The following is an 18,516-nucleotide window of genomic DNA, read 5'->3' as shown; positions in this document are numbered from 1 at the left end:
CGGCCAGGACGATGGCGGCCCGGTCACCGACCCGGGTCAGTGGCGGCCCGCCACCCGGTCCGCCAGGCGGGCCAGCCGCGAGGACCGGGTGTCCGGGTAACGGCGTTCGCGCCGGTCGGCCGCGCGGTAGGTGGCGTACATGCCCTGCACGCCCAGCCAGCGGAACGGTTCCGGCTCCCACTTGCGGACCCGGTGGCCCACCCAGGGCAGCTCCGTCAGCTCGGTCCGCCCGCCCTGCCCGGAGTCCTGCCGGACCAGGTCGCGCAGGGTGCGGGCGGCCAGGTTGGCGGTGGCCACGCCGGAACCGACGTAGCCGCCCGCCCAGCCGAGCCCGGTCGAGCGGTCCAGCGTCACGGTGGCGCACCAGTCGCGCGGCACGCCGAGCACCCCCGACCAGGCGTGCTCGATCCGCACGCCCGCCAGGGACGGGAAGAAGCGGGTCAGGATCTCGCGCAGCGCCGCGACGGTCGCCTCCTGCGTGCGGCCGTCGTTGTCGGTGCGCGAGCCGAAGCGGTACGGCACCCCGCGCCCGCCGAGCGCGATCCGGCCGTCGGCGGTGCGCTGCGCGTACATGTAGGCGTGCGCCATGTCGCCGAGGGTCTCGCGGCCCGCCCAGCCGATCGCCGCCCACTGCTCCTCGGTCAGCGGCTCGGTCGCGATCATCGAGGAGTTCATCGGCAGCCAGGTCCGCCGCTGGCCCTTGAGGGCGGCGGTGAAACCCTCGGTGCAGCGCAGGACGTAGGGCGCGCGGACCGTGCCGTAGGGGGTGACCGCGTGCTTCGGGCGGATCTCCGTCACCGGCGTCGACTCGTGGATGGTCACCCCGAGCGCCTCCACGGCCGCCGCGAGCCCCTTCACCAGCTTCACCGGGTGCAGCCGGGCGCCGTGCGGGGTCCAGGTGGAGCCGACCGCGTCCGCGACCCGGATGCGCTCGGCGGTCTCCCGGGCGCCGTACAGCTCCCGGTCCGTCTCGCCGTAGGACAGTTCGTGCGCGTGGAACGCCTTCAGCCGCGCCAACTGCGCCGGGGTGGTGGCCACTTCCAGGACACCGCCGTGATGGATGTCGGCGTCGATGCCCTCCGCGCGGGCGACCGCGACCACCTCGGCGACCGTGTCGTTCATCGCCTTCTGCAACCGGACGGCGGCCTCGTGGCCGTGCAGCCGGGCGTACCGGTCCCGGCCCGCGATGCCGTTGTACAGCCAGCCGCCGTTGCGGCCGGAGGCCCCGTACCCGCAGAACTTCTGCTCCAGCACGGTGATCCGCAGGAAGGGCGCCGCCTTCTTCAGGTAGTACGCCGTCCACAGGCCGGTGTAGCCGCCGCCGACGATGACGACGTCCGCGGACGCGTCCCCGGTCAGCGGCTCGCGCACCGCCGGAAGCCCGTCGTCCGCGTACCAGAAGGAGACGCCGCCGTTGACGGCACTGCTTGCCGAGCTGTTCATGGCCGGGACGTTAACCCCTGAGCCCGGCCGGTGTCTCCTTCGGATTCCATGCTTTTCCCCGCCCCCTGACCAGCGGATAGCAGGCCAGACCGGACAGCGCCGCGAGGAGGTGGCCGACGTCCGTGACGGTCGGTCCGGCGGCCAGCGGCAGCGTGAACACGGCGAGCACGGCGGCCAGATACCCGTACCGCCAGGGTGCCGCGATCCGGTAGCCGAGCACCGCGATCACCCCGGCCAGCGCGTAACTCACCCCGATGTCCAAGGTGTCGACGGCCGAGAGCGGGGCCCGGCCCGTGCGGATCGCCGCCAGCAGCAGCGCCTCGCTCGCCAGCGACGCCGGCACATGGGCCAGCGCGCACACCGCCAGCCAGCGGGCCGTGCCCAGCCAGCGCTCGGCCGGCGCGTGGAACACCGTGTACAGGAAGGCGTACGGCAGCCAGTGCCCGCTCTCGATCCACATCGCGCTGGCCACCAGCACCCGCACGGGGTCGCGCGACAGCTCGTGCAGGTTCGTCGACCGGTGCCGCAGGAAGTTCTCCTCGAACTCGGGCGGCATGGAGTGCAGCGCGACGGTCGTGACGAACAGGACCGCCAGCCACACGTGGGTGCCGGGAGCACCACGGAGGTACGCCCGCACCCCGCTCAGGCCCCGGTTAATTCGCATGAGCCGATTGACGCACGCCGGTATCGTCCGGGTCGTGATCGACATCCCCGGGGAACTGGCCGAGGCACAGGAGATGTACAACGGGGCGGCGGGCAAGGCGTTCATCGCCGCGCTGCCGGACCTCGCGGCACAGTTCCTGGACCGCTGGGGGCTCCGGCTCGACGGGCCCTCGATGAACGGCGTCAGCGCCCTGGTGCTGCCGGTGGTCCGCGCCGACGGCGTCCGCGCGGTCCTCAAGCTCCAGCTGCTCGACGAGGAGAGCGAGGGCGAGCCGGTCGCGCTGCGCGCCTGGGACGGCGACGGGGCCGTACGGCTCCTCGACCACGACCCGGCCACCGGCACCATGCTCCTGGAGCGCCTGGACGAGAACCGGATGCTGGCGCACCTCGCCGACACCCGCGAAGCGGTCCTGGTCATCGCCCGGCTGCTGGACCGTCTGACGTCCTTCCCGGCCCCGCCCGGCCTGCGCCGCCTCGGCGACATCACCGTGCGCATGCTGGAGCGCACCCCCTGGGCGCTGGCCCGCATCCCCGACCCCGAGGCCCGCCGGCTCGTCGCCGACTGCGCCGCCGCCGTCCGCGAGGTCGCCGACGAGCCCGGCGGCCGGCTGCTGCACTGGGACCTGCACGACGAGAACGTGCTGGCGGCCGAGCGCGCCGACTGGCTCGCCATCGACCCCAAGCCGCTGGCCGGCGACCCCGGCTTCGAGCTGTGGCCCGCCCTGCACAACCGGTTCGACGCGGCCGAGGTCCGCTGGCGCTTCGACGCGATGACCGACGTCCTCGGCCTGGACCGGGACCGGGCCCGCGCCTGGACCTACGGCCGGCTGCTGCAGAACGCCCTGTGGGACGTGGAGGACGCCCGCCCCATCGAGCCCCACCAGCTGGAGATCGCCCGCCTGCTGGCCTGAGAAGGCCCGGACGGGAGTGCGTCCCGCCCGGGCGTGCCGGAGCTCCCGGCGGTGGCCCGGACACCTCGGACAGGCGCTGCCCCGCGCATCAGGACGCATGAGGCCGCTCAAGTCCCTGGAGGAGGAGGGCGATCAGGCGCCGGGGGTCGTAGCGGGGGTCGTCGTCGCGTCCGACGCAGAGGTTGCCGATGCCGCGCATCAGCTCGTACGGCTGCGTGCCGGGCCGGATCTCGCCGGACTCGACCGCGGCGTCGAGCAGTTGGGCGCAGACGGGCAGCAGGCGGTCGAGGAAGTAGGCGTGCAGCGCGGCGAAGCGGTCGTTGTCGGACTGCAGGGCGTCGGCGAGTCCGTGCTTGGTGACCAGGAAGTCGACGAAGAGGTCGATCCACTGGCGCAGTGCTTCGAGCGGTGAGCCGGCACTGGCCAGCAGGTCCGGGCCGGCCTCGGCGCACGCCTCGATCTGGTGGTGGTAGACGGCTGTGACGAGGTCCGCCCGGGTCGGGAAGTGGCGGTAGATCGTGGCCATCCCGACGCCCGCCCGTGCCGCGATCCGGCGGATCGGCGCGTCGACGCCGGAGGTGACGAACACCTCGGCGGCGGCGGCGAGCACCGTCTGCCGGTTGCGCCGGGCGTCGGCCCGCTTGCCCCGGGACGGCGAGTCCCCTGCCGGGCTCTCGGTGGCCATCACGTGGTCCTTCCCTATCGATTGACAAAGCGGAGCAACGCTCCGAATACTAAATGGAGCAGTGTTCCGTTTCAGGTTAGCCGAAACGGGACGCTCCTGTCCGCCATGCCCGCCGCCGGTCGGACGAGACCGGCGGGCGGCATGCGCCACCGAAAGGGAACCCACATCGTGAGCACGGCCACCGCCACCAGCCCCGACGCCTTGGGCGCGCCCGTCCCGGTCCTGTCCTTCAGCCCCGTAGTCCTCCCCGTGCCCGGACGTCCCGTGGACCTCGAAGTGCGGGTCTCCGCACCCGCGACCGGAACCGGCCTCCCCGTCATCCTCCTCTCCCACGGACACGGCCCCTCGAACAACCTCTCCTCCCTCAACGGCTACGCCCCGCTCGCCAACTTCTGGGCCGCGCACGGATTCGTCGTCATCCAGCCGACCCACCTCACCTCCCGGACACTGAGCCACCTGGTCGCCGACGCACCCGGCGCACCCGACTTCTGGCGCTCCCGCGCCGAGGACATGACCCACATCCTCGACCGGCTCGACGTCATAGAGCGCACCGTGCCCCAGCTCGCGGGACGGATCGACCCCGCCAAGGTCGCCGTCGCCGGACACTCGCTCGGCGGCTTCACCGCAGCCCTCCTGCTGGGCGCCGGGCTCAACGACCCCGGCACCGGCAGCCTGGTGCACCTCGTCGAGCCCCGGATCAAGGCAGGCGTCCTGCTCGCCGCGCCCGGCAGAGGCGGCGAAGTCCTCAACGGACCGATGGCCGAGCAGTGGCCGATCATCGGGGCCGTCGACTTCTCCACCATGACCGCGCCCACGCTGGTCGTCGCCGGCGACAAGGACGATTCCCGGCACTTCACGGACATGGGGCCGGACTGGCACGCCGACCCCTACACCCTCGCCCCCGGCCCCAAGACCCTGCTCACCCTGTTCGACGCGGAACACGGACTCGGCGGGATCGCCGGATACGACGCCGCCGAGACCACGGACGAGAACCCCGGGCGCGTCGCCGCCCTCGCCCGGCTCACCGCGGCCTACCTCAGCACCCGGCTCCACCCCGGCACCGCCGCGTGGCCGACCGCGTGCGAGGCACTGACCACCGGGCCCGACCCGGTAGGACGCGTCGAGTCCAAGTAGGCCGCCACGCGAAACGGCCCCGGACAAGGAGTCCGAGGCCGGGTGAACCGCCTCTCCGAGGGAGAAACCTCAGGTGAGAGGGTGTACGAAGAGCCCCCTGTCGGATTCGAACCGACGACCTTCGCTTTACAAGAGCGGCGCTCTGACCAGCTGAGCTAAGGAGGCGCGCACCTGGGTGCTCGTGCAGTGTACCCAGGTCTGACGGTGGGCCTGTCGAAAATTTCCGCGAAGTTCACCGGGGCCGGGGTACTGACACGGCCGGTGATCGCCAGGTAGCGTCTCGGTCCAGTTCACCCCGGTGGACTACGCCAACCACCTTCCTACAACGGATCGTCCGGCACGTTCCTGCCGGTAGAAGGGGGCCCATTCACCATGGCCACAGTCACGTTCGACAAGGCGACCCGGATCTACCCGGGTGCCGACAAACCCGCCGTCGACGCGCTCGAGATCGCGATCGAGGACGGCGAGTTCCTCGTCCTGGTCGGCCCGTCCGGTTGCGGCAAGTCCACCTCCCTGCGGATGCTCGCGGGCCTGGAGGACGTCAACGGCGGCGCCATCCGCATCGGCGACCGCGACGTCACGCACCTGCCGCCCAAGGACCGGGACATCGCCATGGTGTTCCAGAACTACGCCCTCTACCCGCACATGACGGTCGCCGACAACATGGGCTTCGCGCTCAAGATCGCCGGCGTGCCGAAGGCGGAGATCCGGCAGAAGGTCGAGGAGGCCGCGAAGATCCTCGACCTGACCCAGTACCTGGACCGCAAGCCGAAGGCGCTCTCCGGCGGTCAGCGCCAGCGTGTCGCCATGGGCCGCGCGATCGTGCGCGAACCCCAGGTCTTCCTCATGGACGAGCCGCTGTCCAACCTGGACGCCAAGCTGCGCGTCTCCACCCGTACGCAGATCGCCTCGCTCCAGCGCCGGCTCGGCATCACCACCGTCTACGTCACCCACGACCAGGTCGAGGCCATGACGATGGGCGACCGGGTGGCGGTCCTCAAGGACGGTCTGCTCCAGCAGGTCGACTCGCCGCGGAACATGTACGACAAGCCCGCGAACCTCTTCGTCGCCGGCTTCATCGGCTCCCCCGCCATGAACCTGGTCGAGGTCCCGATCACCGACGGCGGCGTGAAGTTCGGCAACAGCGTCGTCCCGGTCAACCGGGAGGCCCTGACGGCCGCCGCCGACAAGGGCGACCGCACGGTCACCGTCGGCGTCCGTCCCGAGCACTTCGACGTGGTCGAGCTGAACGGCGGCGCCGCCGCGTCCCTGTCGAAGGACACCGCCGACGCCCCGGCCGGCCTCGCCGTGTCGGTCAACGTCGTCGAGGAGCTCGGCGCCGACGGCTATGTGTACGGCTCCGCGGAGGTCGGCGGCGAGGTCAAGGACCTGGTCGTCCGCGTCAACGGCCGGCAGATCCCGGACAAGGGCTCCACGCTGCACGTCGTGCCGCGGCCGGGCGAGATCCACGTGTTCTCCACGTCCACCGGCGAGCGGCTGTCCGACTGACGGCCCAGAGCACCGGGAGAGCCCCGCACGCCGAGAGCGTGCGGGGCTCTTCCCGTGGGGCGCCCCCGGCGGTCTCCGACGGGTGGATCGTCAACCCGTTACCCGGAAATCCCCGCCTTCTCATCCCCCAAAGGGGTGACGCAGTGTCTCCTCGTCATTACCGGGCGCTACCCTCACACGCGTGAAGCACTCCACCACCCCACAGACGCGACGCGGCCACCGGGGCGGCCCTGCCCGCCGGATCGGCCGCACTCTCGCCCTCGTCCTGCCCGTCTTCATGGTGCTCTCCGGGACCCTCGCGGTCACCCGGGTCAACTGGACGGGCAGCCCCACCGACTCGGTGCTGGCCGCCTCCGACGTGACGTCGGCGGCGGTTCCCGCCCGGACGGCCGCCCGCGCGCCCGAGGACGTGCTCCGCGAGCAGCTCATGAGCGAACTCCAGCACAAGGACCCCGGCGCGGTGCTCACCCACCTCCAGCGGGCCGTCAACGGACGCCCCTCGCTCGCCCGGCACTGCTCCTCCATCGCCCGCGCCCTCGGCACGGCCGCCGTGCGCATCTACGGCGCCTCGCGCGCCCAGTCCTACGCCCGCCCCGTGTGCGACACGTCCTTCGCCACGGGCGTCCTGGCAGCACACAGCTGACGCGGGCCACCGCGCGTACCCGCGCGCACGACCAGACCCACCCCACCGACGCGATCGGCCGGCGGCGGCTCCGCGCGAGCCGTTGCCGCCGTCACACCGCGCCGGGGCGCCACGTACAGTGCGGTCATGACCCATCCGAGCGCCGCGTCGCGCCCCACTCAAGCCGTGGTCCTGGCCGGTGGCCAGGGCTCGCGGCTGCGTCCGTACACCGACGACCGGCCCAAGCCGATGGTCGAGATCCCCGGCACCGGCACGCCGATCATCGGCCACCAGCTCACCTGGCTCGCCGAGGAGGGTGTCACGGACGTGGTCGTCTCGTGCGGCCACCTCGCCGACGTCCTGCAGAAGTGGCTGGAGTCGGCCGACCTGCCCGTCTCTGTCACCACCGTCGTGGAGAGCGAGCCCCTCGGCCGCGGCGGCGGCCTGCGCTACGCCGCCGCGCACCTGCCCCACCCCGACCGGCCCTGGTACGCCACCAACGGTGACATCTGGACCCGGTTCTCGCTGCGGGACATGGCCGACTTCCACACCGAGCGGGACGCCGTCGCCACCCTCGCGCTGGCCCGGCCGCGCATTCCCTGGGGCGCGGTGCAGACCGACGGGTTCGGGCACATCACCGACTTCATCGAGGCACCGCCGTCCACGTTCGAGATCAACGCGGGCGTGTACGTGTTCTCCCCCGAGTTCGCCGCGCTGCTGCCGGAGCGCGGGGATCACGAGCGCACGACCTTCCCCCGCCTGGCCCGGGAACACAAGCTGGCCGGGTTCCCCATCCCGCAGGGGGCGTACTGGCGGGCCATCGACACGGCGAAGGACCTGACCGAGGCGGCCAAGGAACTGGCGGCCCTGAGCCGGTAAAGACCCCGTACGACCGACCTGTAGACCCTCGTACGAGGCGAAACCTGTAAACCCTCGTACGGCGAAACAGGTGACCCGTACGGCGAAGGGGCCCTGTACCTCCCCGGTACAGGGCCCCTTCGCCGTCTTCGTCAGCCCAGCAGGCCGCCCACCAGGCCCGGCTGGCCGGTGGCCGTGCTGCCGCCGCCGTCCGACGTGCTGCCGGTGGTGCCGCCGCCGGTCGACGCCGTGCCGCCGGTGCCGGTCGTACCGCCCGTGCCGGTCGGGCCCGCCGTGGTGCTGGGGACGCCGCCCGTCGGCACGGACCGGCGGGGCGGGACCTGGCCCGTGGTGCCGGTGGTCTGGGTCGGGGCCGCGGTGGTCGCGTCTACGGGGGCGCGGCTGGTGCCGGGCGGGGTCGCCGCTCCGGACGGGCTCGTGCCGGCCGTGGCGCCCTCCGTCGGCGCGGCGGAGGGCGTCGCCGTCTCCTTGTGCCGCTTGCCGGGCTCCTGCGGGAGCGGGGAGCCGGGCAGGTGGTTGCGGGGGGCCTCGCCGGGGCCGGGGACGACCACGCGCCCGGAGTCGCGGACCGCGCCGCCCAGCAGGGAGCCGATCAGCAGGGTCAGGCCGACGGTGACGGCCGTGATCAGCGCACCCCGGCGCAGCACGTAGCGGCGCAGCTCCCAGATGTCGGAGCGCGGCCCGAGCCGCCGCCAGGCGCTGCCCGCGAGCCTGCCGTCCACGGAGTACACCGGGGCACCGGCGATGATCAGCGGGGACCAGGCGGCCAGGTAGATGATGTCCGGGGCGTCGTAGGCCGGGACCGTCTTCCAGCTCACCGTGACGATCAGGGCGGCCGAGAGCAGCGCGCCGACGACCGCGGCCACGCGCTGCCAGCAGCCCAGGATGGTCAGGACGCCGACGACGACCTGGAGGAAGGCGATGACCAGGCCGGAGCCGACCGGGTGCTGGAGGGCGAACTGGCGCAGCGGCTCGGCCACGTCCCACGGGTGCAGGGTGTTGAGCCACTTCACCATGGAGCCGCGCTCGCCGCCGTCGAAGTAGACGGGGTCGCACAGCTTGCCCATGCCGGCGTAGATGGAGATGAAGCCCAGGAAGATCCGCAGCGGGAGCAGGACCACGCCCAGGTTCATCCGGCGGCCGGGGTAGTAGGCGTGCCGGGACGGGTCGTCGCCCTGGCGGCGGGAGCGGCGCGGATCGTCCGCGTCCTCGTCGTAGCCGGGGTCCGCCGGGTACGTCCCGTACGGCCCGGTGTCGGCACCGGGGTCGTCCGGCGGGTCGTAGGCGCCGGTGACCGTGCGCATGTGCGGCAGCAGACGGGTGGCGCCGGCGTCGTCGGGAGCGGTGCGCTGGTGGCCCACGACCGGGGTCTCGACGGTCTGGTCGAGTTCGGCGTAGGTGTCGGCGTAGCCGGTCTGGACGCGCGGGATGACCTGGGTGGCGCCGGCCTCGGGCTCGTCGGCGTGGCGGACGCTGCTGCCCCGCACGGCCTGGAGCAGCCGGTGGGCGCCGGTGTCGTCGGGGGCCGACCGGCCGCTCCAGACGACGGGGCGGCGGCGGCCGGCGGCGTCGGCCGCCCGGCCCGCCGTGCCCAGGACCGGCTTGCGGGCGGTCTCCTGGCCGGTGGCGTGCAGATGCCGGGTGATCCGGGGGGACTGGGTGCCCTTCGCCGACGCGCCCAACTGCACGCGGAAGCTGGCGTGATTGACGATGACCTGCGCCGGATCGCTCGGCACCTTCACCATGCTCAGCGCGGGAGCGTCGTCGAAGCCCGACGAGCGGTCCCCCGTGGGTGTGCGGGGTGTTCTGGTGTCCACACTCATCTAACCGAGTGACGTGGTGTTAGGACACTGCTTTGACCGCCCGGATGTGTCCGGACCCCGTCAAAGCCGCGCCCAACGCCGTACGGCCACCCGAATCACCCCGCGAGGGTGAGGCCCTGGACGGGTGTTCAGCCCGCCCGGGCCGTGGGTCAGCTCCGCCTGCGCGCGGCCTCGTAGAGCACGATCCCGGCCGCCACGCCCGCGTTGAGCGACTCCGCGCCGCCCGGCATCGGGATGCGCACCCGGAAGTCGCAGGTCTCGCCGACCAGGCGGGACAGGCCCTTGCCCTCGCTGCCGACCACGATGGCCACCGGGCCGGCGAGGGCCTCCAGGTCGCCGAGTTCGACCTCGCCGTCCGCCGCCAGGCCGACCACCGTGAGACCGGCCTTCTTGTAGGCCTCCAGGGTCCGGGTGAGGTTGGTGGCACGGGCGACCGGCGTCCGGGCCGCCGTACCGGCGGAGGTCTTCCAGGCGCCCGCGGTCATGCCGGCCGAGCGGCGCTCGGGGACGACCACGCCGTGGCCGCCGAAGGCGGAGACCGAGCGGACGACGGCACCGAGGTTGCGCGGGTCGGTGACCCCGTCCAGGGCGACCACCAGCGGGTCCTCGCCCTCCTCGGCGGCGGCGTCGAGCAGGTCCTCCGGGTGCGCGTACTCGTACGGCGGGACCTGGAGGACCAGGCCCTGGTGGTTGAGGCCGTTGGTCATGCGGTCCAGCTCGGGGCGCGGGGCCTCCATGAGGTTGATGCCGCCGCGCTCGGCGGCGAGCTGGAGGGCCTCGCGGACGCGCTCGTCGTTGTCGATGAACTGCTGGACGTAGAGCGTGGAGGCGGGGACGCCCTCGCGGAGCGCCTCCACCACCGGGTTGCGGCCGACGACCAGTTCGGAGGTCGACCGGCCGGCGCCCCGGCGCTGCGGCGTGCGGCCCTGCGCGCGGCGGGCCTTGGCCGCGGCGGCGCGCTGCTTGGCGTGTCCCTTGCGCATCTCGGCGGGCGGGGTCGGGCCCTTCCCCTCCAGGCCCCGGCGCCGCTTGCCGCCGCTGCCGACCTGCGCGCCCTTCTTGCCGGACATGCGGCGGTTGTTCGCGGCCATGAGTTACCTGTCTCCGTGAGGCGTCGTACGTACGTCTTATGCAGTGTGCCGCCCGGAGGGCCGGGCGGCACAGTCGATCAGTCGCGGGTCAGCGCGCGCCGAGGCTCCAGCGCGGGCCCTGCGGGCTGTCCTCGATGACCAGCCCGGACTCCTTGAGCTGGTCGCGGATGGCGTCGGCGGTGGCCCAGTCCTTGCGGGCACGGGCGGACTCGCGCTGGTCGAGGACCAGGCGGACGAGGCTGTCGACCACGCCCTGGAGGTCCTCGCCCCGGTCGCCGCTCTCGCCGGCCCAGTGGGCGTCGAGCGGGTCGAGTCCGAGCACGCCGAGCATGGCCCGCACCTCGGCGAGCCGGGCGACGGCGGCGTCCTTGTCGTCGGCGGCGAGGGCGCTGTTGCCCTGCCGGACGGTGGTGTGCACGACGGCGAGGGCCTGCGGGACGCCCAGGTCGTCGTCCATCGCCTCGGCGAAGGCGGGCGGGACCTCGGCGGCCGGCTCGACGGTCTTGCCGGCCAGCTCGGTCACCCGCTGGACGAATCCCTCGATCCGCGCGAACGCGGACTCGGCCTCACGCAGGGACTCCTCGCTGTACTCGATCATCGAGCGGTAGTGCGGGGTGCCCAGGTAGTAGCGCAGCACGATCGGGCGCCACTGCTTGACCATCTCGCTGACCAGGACGCTGTTGCCGAGCGACTTGGACATCTTGTCGCCGGCCATGGTGACCCAGGCGTTGTGCACCCAGTACCGGGCGAACTCGTCGCCGTAGGCCTTGGCCTGGGCGATCTCGTTCTCGTGGTGCGGGAAGATCAGGTCGAGGCCGCCGCCGTGGATGTCGAAGGCGCTGCCCAGGTACTTGTGGGCCATCGCCGAGCACTCCAGGTGCCAGCCGGGGCGGCCCGGTCCCCACGGGGTCGGCCAGCTCGGCTCGCCGGGCTTGACCGCCTTCCACAGGGCGAAGTCGCGCGGGTCCCGCTTGCCGGTCTCGCCCTCGCCGGACGGCTGGAGCAGGTTGTCCAGCTCCTGCCGGGACAGCTCCAGATAGCGGGGGAAGGAGCGGACGTCGAAGTAGACGTTGCCGTCGGCCGCGTAGGCGTGCCCGCGGTCGATCAGGCCCCGCATCATCTCGGTCATCTCGGTGATGTGGCCGGTGGCGCGGGGCTCGTAGGTCGGCGGGAGGCAGCCGAGGGCGGTGTAGCCCTCGTTGAACGCGCGCTCGTTCTCGTACCCGATCGACCACCAGGGCCGGTTCTGCTCGTGGCTCTTGGTGATGATCTTGTCGTCGATGTCGGTGACGTTGCGGATGAACGTCACCTCGTAGCCGCGGTAGGCGAACCAGCGGCGCATGATGTCGAAGTTGAGGCCCGAGCGGATGTGGCCGATGTGGGGGGCCGCCTGCACGGTGGCGCCACACAGGTAGATCGAGACACAGCCCGGCTTGAGCGGGGTGAAGTCACGGATCTGCCGGGCGCTGGTGTCGTACAGGCGAATCGTCACCACTCCAGAGTAGTGGGCGCGAGAGAGTGCCTCACGCCCTTCTCCAAGGTGCCGGGCCCCCAGAGGCGAAGGTGCCGGACCCTCAGAGGCGTCCGACGACCTTGCTCGGCGTGATCCGTACGACGACCCGCTGAGCGTCGTTCTTCGAGTCCGGGTTGAACTCCGCGTACTTCTTGCCCGTGTACTTCAGGCTCAGTTCGTCGATGAGTTCCGCGCCGCCCTCGGTGGTCAGCGTGGCGGTGCCGCGGATCTCGGCGTACGTATAGGGCGCGTCGAAGGGCTGGAGCAGGACCGACACCCGGGGGTCACGGCGCAGGTTCCGCTCCTTGCGGCGGCCGACCGTCGTGGAGATGAGGATGTCGTCACCGTCCCGCGCCACCCAGACCGGGGACAGCTGTGGGCTTCCGTCGGGCTGGACGGTGCCGACGATGACGAACACCGGGCCGTCCAGCAGAGCCTTGAGATCGTCGGACAGAACCGCGGACATGCGAACCTCCGGAGGAGCGGGATCCCTTTCGATCACTCTTCGCATACCCTCGCACGCCCGCGGCTCATCCGCACCCGGCTGGCCAGACTCCCGTCCTCAGCGAGCGGTGCGCACCACCAGGGCCGTCGCCACCGCCATCAGCCCCTCCTCGCGTCCGGGGAAGCCCAGGCCGTCGGTGGTGGCGCCGGAGACCGACACCGGGGCGCCGGCCGCCTCGGAGAGGATCTTCTGGGCCTCGTCGCGGCGCTTGCCGATCTTCGGGCGGGGTCCGATCACCTGCACGGCGACGTTGCCGATGGCGAAGCCGGCCGCGCGGACGATCCGGGCGGCCTCGGTGAGCAGCGTGACGCCGGAGGCGCCGGACCACTCGGGGCGGCCGGTGCCGAAGTGCTGTCCCAGGTCACCGAGCCCGGCGGCGGAGAACAGCGCGTTGCAGGCGGCGTGGGCGACCACGTCGGCGTCGGAGTGGCCGGCCAGCCCCGGGCCCTCGTCCTCCCACTTCAGGCCGGCGCACCACAGTTCGCGGCCCTCCTCGAAGGCGTGGATGTCGGTGCCGATGCCGACCTGGGGAAGCGGCGGTGCCTCAGAAGCCATCGGTGAGCCTCCTGCGGGCGAGTACGGCCTCGGCGAGGACCAGGTCCAGCGGGCGGGTGACCTTGAAGGCCTCCTCGTGACCGGGGACGGCCACGACGGTGAGCCCCAGCTGCTCGACCATGCTCGCGTCGTCGGTGACGTTCTCGGTGACGGTCTCGTGGGCGCGGACCAGGGTCGCCCGGTCGAAGCCCTGCGGGGTCTGGACGGCGCGCAACCGGGACCGCTCGGGGGTGGCGACGACCGGCTCCGGGTCACCGGCCGCGGCGGCGGGCTCGACCTCCTTGACCGTGTCGGCCAGCGCCAGCGCGGGCACCACGGCGGGGGCCCCGTCGCGTACGGCCTCCACGACCGCGTCGACCGTCTCGACCGGGACCAGCGGGCGGGCCGCGTCGTGGACCAGCACGATCCCGTACTGCGGCGGCAGGGCGTCCAGGCCGAGCCGGACCGACTCCTGCCGGGACTCGCCGCCGGGGACGACGAGGAAGTCGGTGCTCACGGGCAGCGCGTGCGCGTCGAGCAGGGACTTGACCTCGGCGGCGCCGTCCGGCGGGGCCACGACGATCACGAGGGAGACATGGCGGGACGCGGCGAGGGCGCGGACCGCGTGGATGAGCATGGGCGTGCCGTTCAGCGCGCGCAGCGCCTTGGGGGCGCCCGGACCGAGGCGCACGCCCCGGCCGGCGGCGGGAATCACGGCGGCGACGGGGGTCTGCGCGGGCGTGGGGCGCGATTCGTCAGACATCGGTTCCTGTCAGGTTTGTGTGCTCGACCTACGTGGGTATGGCCTTCAGGAGTGCCGAGCGTGGCGCCTTGACCGGACCCTTTCCGTGACCCTGGTCGAGCCGTCCGCCCGGACCCGGCACGCCGAGTACCGGGGGGTTGAACCACAGGCTTCCCAGGGCACGCTCCGCGGGGACGAACATGCCGCAGCGCCCGGCGACAGGGTCAGTGTCAACGGGCACCGCGGCATTTCACTGCTGTGCTGGGCGTGCCGGAAGCGATGGTTCGCTGCCTCTGCGCGTCAGGAGGCGAGCACCTCGTCGAGCAGGGCCTCGGCCTTGTCCTCGTTCGTGTTCTCCGCGAGCGCCAGCTCGCTCACCAGGATCTGGCGGGCCTTGGCGAGCATGCGCTTCTCACCGGCGGACAGTCCGCGCTCGCGCTCGCGGCGCCACAGGTCGCGCACGACTTCCGCGACCTTGATGACATCGCCGGAGGCGAGCTTCTCCAGGTTTGCCTTGTAGCGACGGGACCAGTTCGTGGGCTCCTCGGCATACGGCGCGCGCAGCACCTCGAAGACCCGGTCCAGTCCGTCCTGACCGACCACATCACGCACGCCGACGAACTCCGCATTGTCCGCTGGCACACGTACCGTCAGGTCACCCTGGGCGACCTTCAGCACCAAGTAGGTCTTGTCCACGCCTTTGATCTGGCGAGTTTCGATGGCCTCGATCAGCGCGGCCCCGTGATGGGGATAGACCACGGTGTCGCCAACCTTGAACGTCATGTGACAGGTACCCCTTCCGTGGCTATCCAGGGTAACACGGATACGGCGTCTTCTGAATGGCGTTTTCGCAGGTCAGGGCATATCTCAGGGCTTGACAACAGCAACCGGGACGTGCTGCGAGGGCCTCACGGAAGCGGGTATTCGCAGGTGGGAGGGGCTCTTCGGGCGAGGTGAAACGCGTACGTTACACGCCTCGGGAGGCCGCTCCAAGTGGCGGAACATCCCGTTTTGTCCGGCTCCGAGAGTGCGACTTCCGCTACTCCGTTCGGCGCGCACGGGCGGATGTGAGCCGAATCCGGAATTGATCACCGGCCGCCGGACGGGTGTGCCGTGATCAATTCCGGGGAGCCCGGCGCATTCCATCACGGAAATTTCGCGACGGTCACCGAGAGGCGCACACCGTCGCGATAGAGGCGCGCGCCGTCGCGTTATACGAATGGCAGACGAGCGCCTTCGCAATGTGACCGGCAGGTCACTTGTGCCCGCCGGGGTACCCCCACCTGGAGGGATGGACGGTGCTTGGGGGAGGGTCGGGTGCGGCGGCCCGGGAACGGCTCGGTAGCCTAAGGCCGCTGACAGACACTTAGGGCGGCTTTATAAGAGGAGCCGCCCGCGCGTTCAAGGAGTTGCCGCCGCCGTGAGCAGCAGCCTTCGACGCGGCGCCCTCGCCGCCTCCGCCATCGTCTTCTCGATCGCCTCGCTCGCCGCCTGCGGCGCCGGCAACGACTCGCAGACCCTGGAGATCAAGCCGGACAACGCGGCGACCAGCGTCGGTGCCATCAAGATCCAGAACGCCCTGGTCATCACCCAGCCCGACCTGAAGTCGACGGGTCCCGCGGTGATCTCCGCGACCCTGTTCAACTCGGGCGACACCGCCGAGACCCTGGAGTCCGTGACCCTGGAGGGCGGCAAGTCCGCCGACCTGAAGCCCGCCAAGGGCAAGAACGTGACCGTCCCCGCGGGCGGCACGCTGGTCATCGGCGGCAAGGGCAACGCCACCGCGACGCTGCCCAGCGGCCGCGAGGCCGTCAAGGACGGCGACGCCCAGAAGGTCACCTTCACCCTCAGCAAGACCGGCAAGGTCACCCTGAGCGCCTTCGTGGTCCCGGCCACCAGCTACTTCGACAAGTGGGGTCCGTCGCAGGTCCCGTCCGCGCCGGCGACCAAGACCGGTGCCCCGGGCGCACACGCCTCCGAGAGCGGCAAGCCGGAGCAGAGCGGCGCGCCGGAGCACGGCGGCGCGCCGGAGCACAGCGGCGAGGCCACCCCGTCGGGCAGCGCCTCCGGCGAGGCCGTCGCCCCGAGCGACTCGGCCTCGCAGTCGGCCGCCGGTCACTGACGGGCCGTACGCCGACGCCCGCCGTCCGGCCGTGGGCCCGCCGTCCGGCCGTGGGCCCGGCGGGCCGCCGTACGCCCACGGGCAGGCCGCCGTACGCGCGGGCCGGTGGCCGTGGCGCGCGGCCGATCGTCGTCACGCCGAAGGGCGGCACCCCGTATCCGGGTGCCGCCCTTCGGCGTACGTGTGGGCCTGCCGCGGTCTACGGCTCGAACTTGTAGCCCAGCCCGCGCACCGTCACCAGGTAGCGCGGCGCGCCCGGGTCCGGCTCGATCTTGGCGCGCAGGCGCTTGACGTGGACGTCCAGGGTCTTGGTGTCGCCCACGTAGTCGGCGCCCCAGACGCGGTCGATGAGCTGCATGCGGGTGAGCACCCGGCCCGCGTTGCGCAGCAGCATCTCCAGCAGGTCGAACTCCTTCAGCGGAAGGTCGACCTTGGAGCCGGCGACGGTGACCACGTGGCGGTCGACGTCCATGCGGACCGGGCCCGCCTCCAGCGCGGCCGGGGCGACCTCCTCCGGCTCGCCGCGCCGGCGCAGCACCGCGCGGATGCGGGCGACCAGCTCACGGGAGGAGAACGGCTTGGTGACGTAGTCGTCGGCTCCTATTTCGAGACCGACTACCTTGTCGATCTCGCTGTCCTTCGCGGTCACCATGATCACGGGGACGTTGGAACGGCCGCGCAGCTGGCGGCAGACCTCGGTGCCGGGCAGGCCCGGCAGCATCAGGTCGAGGAGGACCAGATCGGCGCCGTTGCGCTCGAACTCGTCCAGACCGTCGGGACCGGTCGCCGCGACGGCGACCTCGAAGCCCTCCTTGCGGAGCATGTACGACAGGGCGTCGGAGAAGGACTCCTCGTCCTCGACGACGAGCACACGGGTCACGGAAGGACCTCCGGAGCGGGAAGCGAAGCGTACGGGGATGAGTCGGTGGGTCCGGCCTCGTCGTCGAGGCCGGGGTGCTGCTGTGCGCGGTCGCGGGCCGCGCCCGCCTCCGGCAGCCTGAGGGTGAAGGTGGAGCCCTGGCCCTCGGCGCTCCAGACCGTGACCTCCCCGCCGTGCGAGGCGACCACGTGCTTGACGATCGCGAGACCGAGACCGGTGCCGCCGGTGGCGCGGGAGCGGGCCGGGTCGACCCGGTAGAAGCGCTCGAAGATGCGCTCCTTGTCCTTGTCGGAGATGCCGATGCCCTGGTCGGTGACGGCCAGCTCGATCATGTCGCCGCCGGGCGCGGAGACCCTGCGGGCGGCTATGCCGACGCGGGTACGGGCCGGGGAGTAGTTGACGGCGTTCTCGACCAGGTTGCCGAGGGCGGCGGCCAGCTGGCCGCGGTTGCCCCACACGTGCAGGTCGACGGTGCCGCCCTCGCGTCGGCCGTCCTGATCGGTCCCTTCGGGCACCCACACGTTCGAGGCCATGGTGATCTGCTTGGTGCCGGCCTGGTGGCGGCAGCGGTCGATGGCCTCGGCCACCAGCTCGTCCACGCGGACGGGCTCGGCGTCCTCCAGCGGGTCGTCGTTCTGCACCCGGGAGAGGTCGATCAGCTCCTGGACCAGGTTGGTCAGGCGGGTCGCCTCGATCTGCATCCGGCCGGCGAAGCGCTGTACGGCCTCGGGGTCGTCAGAGGCGTCCATGACGGCCTCGGAGAGGAGGGAGAGCGCGCCGACGGGCGTCTTCAGCTCATGGCTGACGTTCGCCACGAAGTCGCGTCGTACCGCCTCGATCCTGCGGGCCTCCGTCAGGTCCTCGACCAGCAGCAGGACCAGGCGGGAGCCGAGCGGGGCCACGCGCGCGGAGACCGCGAGGGCCTCGCCGCGTCCGGTGCCGCGCCGGGGGAGATCCAGTTCGACCTGGCGTATCTCCCCGTCCCTGCGGGTGTCCCGGGCCATCTGGAGCATGGGCTCCACGGAGAGCTTGCCCCCGCGCACCAGCCCGAGGGCGTAGGCGGCGGAGCTGGCCTTGACGACGGCGTCGGCCTCGTCGAGGACCACGGCGGAGGAGCGCAGCACCGACAGCACGGTGTCCACGCCGGGCGGGAGTACGGGATCGGTGTGCAAGGAAGTCCTGGTCGGTCGCTTCTGGTCGCGTTCGCTCCAGCGGAACGCCAGCATGGCGATGACGCCGGTGAGCACCCCGGCGATCGCTGCCGCTGCGGCGACCGCCGCGTTCACGTCCATGGCTCCAGGTTAGGCATGGGGTACGACATGCCCACAGCCGTCCGGGTGCGACCTCGAACACTCGTCGCCCAGAGTTCACCTTGGAGCCAGCACTGGTTCATTTGGGGTGGCGGAAAAGGACGCGTACGGGGCACAGCGTGGAACGTGGGGCACGTACCGCCGGTTTCG

General features: G+C 72.1%; 18 protein-coding genes and 1 tRNA gene. 6 read left to right on the top strand and 13 right to left on the bottom strand.

What is annotated here, in order from left to right; translation table 11 throughout:
* Positions 1-36: 36 nt before the first annotated feature.
* On the bottom strand, positions 37-1,443 hold the full coding sequence (locus tag Srubr_RS33295) for an NAD(P)/FAD-dependent oxidoreductase (RefSeq protein ID WP_189992514.1): 1,407 nt from the start codon (positions 1,441-1,443) through the stop codon (positions 37-39).
* A gap of 10 nt (positions 1,444-1,453) precedes the next feature.
* The gene (locus Srubr_RS33290) at positions 1,454-2,107 is read right to left on the bottom strand and encodes a rhomboid-like protein (protein WP_189992516.1); all 654 of its coding nucleotides are present in this window, start codon (positions 2,105-2,107) and stop codon (positions 1,454-1,456) included.
* On the opposite strand from Srubr_RS33290, the gene Srubr_RS33285 reads away from it, so the two are divergent.
* Complete coding sequence (locus tag Srubr_RS33285; RefSeq protein WP_189992518.1) at positions 2,106-3,017, top strand: aminoglycoside phosphotransferase family protein; 912 nt, start codon at positions 2,106-2,108, stop codon at positions 3,015-3,017. The genes Srubr_RS33290 and Srubr_RS33285 overlap by 2 nt on opposite strands.
* 88 nt (positions 3,018-3,105) lie before the next feature.
* Here the strand turns inward: Srubr_RS33285 and Srubr_RS33280 are convergent, their stop codons facing one another.
* Positions 3,106-3,702 (bottom strand): TetR/AcrR family transcriptional regulator, encoded by a 597-nt coding sequence (locus Srubr_RS33280; protein WP_189992520.1) that lies wholly within the window; start codon positions 3,700-3,702, stop codon positions 3,106-3,108.
* A gap of 168 nt (positions 3,703-3,870) precedes the next feature.
* Here Srubr_RS33280 and Srubr_RS33275 point away from each other — a divergent pair, with 168 nt between their 5' ends.
* On the top strand, positions 3,871-4,836 hold the full coding sequence (locus Srubr_RS33275; protein WP_229926570.1) for an alpha/beta hydrolase family protein: 966 nt from the start codon (positions 3,871-3,873) through the stop codon (positions 4,834-4,836).
* A gap of 91 nt (positions 4,837-4,927) precedes the next feature.
* Here the strand turns inward: Srubr_RS33275 and Srubr_RS33270 are convergent.
* A tRNA-Thr gene (locus Srubr_RS33270) sits at positions 4,928-5,001 on the bottom strand.
* Between the two features lie 207 nt (positions 5,002-5,208).
* Here Srubr_RS33270 and Srubr_RS33265 point away from each other — a divergent pair.
* The 3 genes from Srubr_RS33265 (at position 5,209) to Srubr_RS33255 (ending at position 7,846) form a co-directional block, all read left to right on the top strand.
* Positions 5,209-6,345 carry an ABC transporter ATP-binding protein gene (locus Srubr_RS33265; protein ID WP_189992524.1) on the top strand — a complete coding sequence of 379 codons (1,137 nt, stop codon included), beginning with the start codon at positions 5,209-5,211 and terminating at the stop codon, positions 6,343-6,345.
* 181 nt (positions 6,346-6,526) lie between these two features.
* Positions 6,527-6,988, top strand: a complete 462-nt coding sequence (locus Srubr_RS33260) for a hypothetical protein (RefSeq protein WP_189992526.1) — start codon at positions 6,527-6,529, stop codon at positions 6,986-6,988.
* A gap of 126 nt (positions 6,989-7,114) precedes the next feature.
* Complete coding sequence (locus Srubr_RS33255) at positions 7,115-7,846, top strand: nucleotidyltransferase family protein (RefSeq protein WP_189992528.1); 732 nt, start codon at positions 7,115-7,117, stop codon at positions 7,844-7,846.
* A gap of 131 nt (positions 7,847-7,977) precedes the next feature.
* On the opposite strand, the gene Srubr_RS33250 is transcribed toward Srubr_RS33255, so the two are convergent.
* The 7 genes from Srubr_RS33250 to Srubr_RS33220 all read right to left on the bottom strand — a co-directional run bounded on the left by Srubr_RS33250 (position 7,978) and on the right by Srubr_RS33220 (position 14,837).
* The gene (locus tag Srubr_RS33250; protein ID WP_189992531.1) at positions 7,978-9,669 is read right to left on the bottom strand and encodes a DoxX family protein; all 1,692 of its coding nucleotides are present in this window, start codon (positions 9,667-9,669) and stop codon (positions 7,978-7,980) included.
* 149 nt (positions 9,670-9,818) lie between these two features.
* Positions 9,819-10,760 carry a 23S rRNA (guanosine(2251)-2'-O)-methyltransferase RlmB gene (rlmB, locus tag Srubr_RS33245; protein ID WP_189992533.1) on the bottom strand — a complete coding sequence of 314 codons (942 nt, stop codon included), beginning with the start codon at positions 10,758-10,760 and terminating at the stop codon, positions 9,819-9,821.
* Between the two features lie 88 nt (positions 10,761-10,848).
* Positions 10,849-12,252: a cysteine--tRNA ligase gene (gene cysS, locus Srubr_RS33240; protein WP_189992535.1), complete on the bottom strand. Its 1,404-nt coding sequence runs from the start codon at positions 12,250-12,252 to the stop codon at positions 10,849-10,851.
* Between the two features lie 82 nt (positions 12,253-12,334).
* Positions 12,335-12,739: a PPOX class F420-dependent oxidoreductase gene (locus Srubr_RS33235; RefSeq protein ID WP_189992537.1), complete on the bottom strand. Its 405-nt coding sequence runs from the start codon at positions 12,737-12,739 to the stop codon at positions 12,335-12,337.
* Positions 12,740-12,835: 96 nt separating this feature from the next.
* Complete coding sequence (gene ispF, locus Srubr_RS33230; protein ID WP_189992538.1) at positions 12,836-13,333, bottom strand: 2-C-methyl-D-erythritol 2,4-cyclodiphosphate synthase; 498 nt, start codon at positions 13,331-13,333, stop codon at positions 12,836-12,838.
* Entirely contained in the window at positions 13,323-14,075 is a 753-nt protein-coding gene (ispD, locus tag Srubr_RS33225; RefSeq protein WP_189992541.1) for a 2-C-methyl-D-erythritol 4-phosphate cytidylyltransferase, read from the bottom strand. The genes ispF and ispD overlap by 11 nt, the downstream gene beginning before the upstream one ends.
* Before the next feature lie 279 nt (positions 14,076-14,354).
* Complete coding sequence (locus Srubr_RS33220; RefSeq protein ID WP_003953493.1) at positions 14,355-14,837, bottom strand: CarD family transcriptional regulator; 483 nt, start codon at positions 14,835-14,837, stop codon at positions 14,355-14,357.
* 637 nt (positions 14,838-15,474) lie between these two features.
* On the opposite strand from Srubr_RS33220, the gene Srubr_RS33215 reads away from it, so the two are divergent.
* Complete coding sequence (locus Srubr_RS33215; protein ID WP_189992542.1) at positions 15,475-16,176, top strand: copper chaperone PCu(A)C; 702 nt, start codon at positions 15,475-15,477, stop codon at positions 16,174-16,176.
* Between the two features lie 199 nt (positions 16,177-16,375).
* On the opposite strand, the gene Srubr_RS33210 is transcribed toward Srubr_RS33215, so the two are convergent.
* Both Srubr_RS33210 and Srubr_RS33205 read right to left on the bottom strand, forming a co-directional pair.
* Entirely contained in the window at positions 16,376-17,056 is a 681-nt protein-coding gene (locus Srubr_RS33210; protein ID WP_030612283.1) for a response regulator transcription factor, read from the bottom strand.
* A complete protein-coding gene (locus Srubr_RS33205) occupies positions 17,053-18,348 on the bottom strand; it encodes a sensor histidine kinase (protein WP_189992544.1) in 1,296 nt (431 codons plus the stop codon). The genes Srubr_RS33210 and Srubr_RS33205 overlap by 4 nt, the downstream gene beginning before the upstream one ends.
* Between the last annotated feature and the right edge of the window lie 168 nt (positions 18,349-18,516).

The organism is Streptomyces rubradiris (genome assembly GCF_016860525.1).
Lineage (GTDB): Bacteria > Actinomycetota > Actinomycetes > Streptomycetales > Streptomycetaceae > Streptomyces > Streptomyces rubradiris.
Note: the sequence above shows the minus strand (reverse complement) of the source record. Positions and strands in the feature narration are given on the sequence as shown.

Coding starts and splice junctions, on each gene's coding strand:
- Srubr_RS33290 (WP_189992516.1), bottom strand. CDS start 2,107: ATGCGAATTAACCGGGGCCTGAGCGGGGTGCGGGCGTACCTCCGTGGT.
- Srubr_RS33235 (WP_189992537.1), bottom strand. CDS start 12,739: ATGTCCGCGGTTCTGTCCGACGATCTCAAGGCTCTGCTGGACGGCCCG.
- Srubr_RS33220 (WP_003953493.1), bottom strand. CDS start 14,837: ATGACGTTCAAGGTTGGCGACACCGTGGTCTATCCCCATCACGGGGCC.
- Srubr_RS33250 (WP_189992531.1), bottom strand. CDS start 9,669: ATGAGTGTGGACACCAGAACACCCCGCACACCCACGGGGGACCGCTCG.
- rlmB (WP_189992533.1), bottom strand. CDS start 10,760: ATGGCCGCGAACAACCGCCGCATGTCCGGCAAGAAGGGCGCGCAGGTC.
- Srubr_RS33255 (WP_189992528.1), top strand. CDS start 7,115: ATGACCCATCCGAGCGCCGCGTCGCGCCCCACTCAAGCCGTGGTCCTG.
- Srubr_RS33285 (WP_189992518.1), top strand. CDS start 2,106: ATGAGCCGATTGACGCACGCCGGTATCGTCCGGGTCGTGATCGACATC.
- Srubr_RS33265 (WP_189992524.1), top strand. CDS start 5,209: ATGGCCACAGTCACGTTCGACAAGGCGACCCGGATCTACCCGGGTGCC.
- ispF (WP_189992538.1), bottom strand. CDS start 13,333: ATGGCTTCTGAGGCACCGCCGCTTCCCCAGGTCGGCATCGGCACCGAC.
- Srubr_RS33280 (WP_189992520.1), bottom strand. CDS start 3,702: ATGGCCACCGAGAGCCCGGCAGGGGACTCGCCGTCCCGGGGCAAGCGG.
- Srubr_RS33205 (WP_189992544.1), bottom strand. CDS start 18,348: ATGGACGTGAACGCGGCGGTCGCCGCAGCGGCAGCGATCGCCGGGGTG.
- Srubr_RS33295 (WP_189992514.1), bottom strand. CDS start 1,443: ATGAACAGCTCGGCAAGCAGTGCCGTCAACGGCGGCGTCTCCTTCTGG.
- ispD (WP_189992541.1), bottom strand. CDS start 14,075: ATGTCTGACGAATCGCGCCCCACGCCCGCGCAGACCCCCGTCGCCGCC.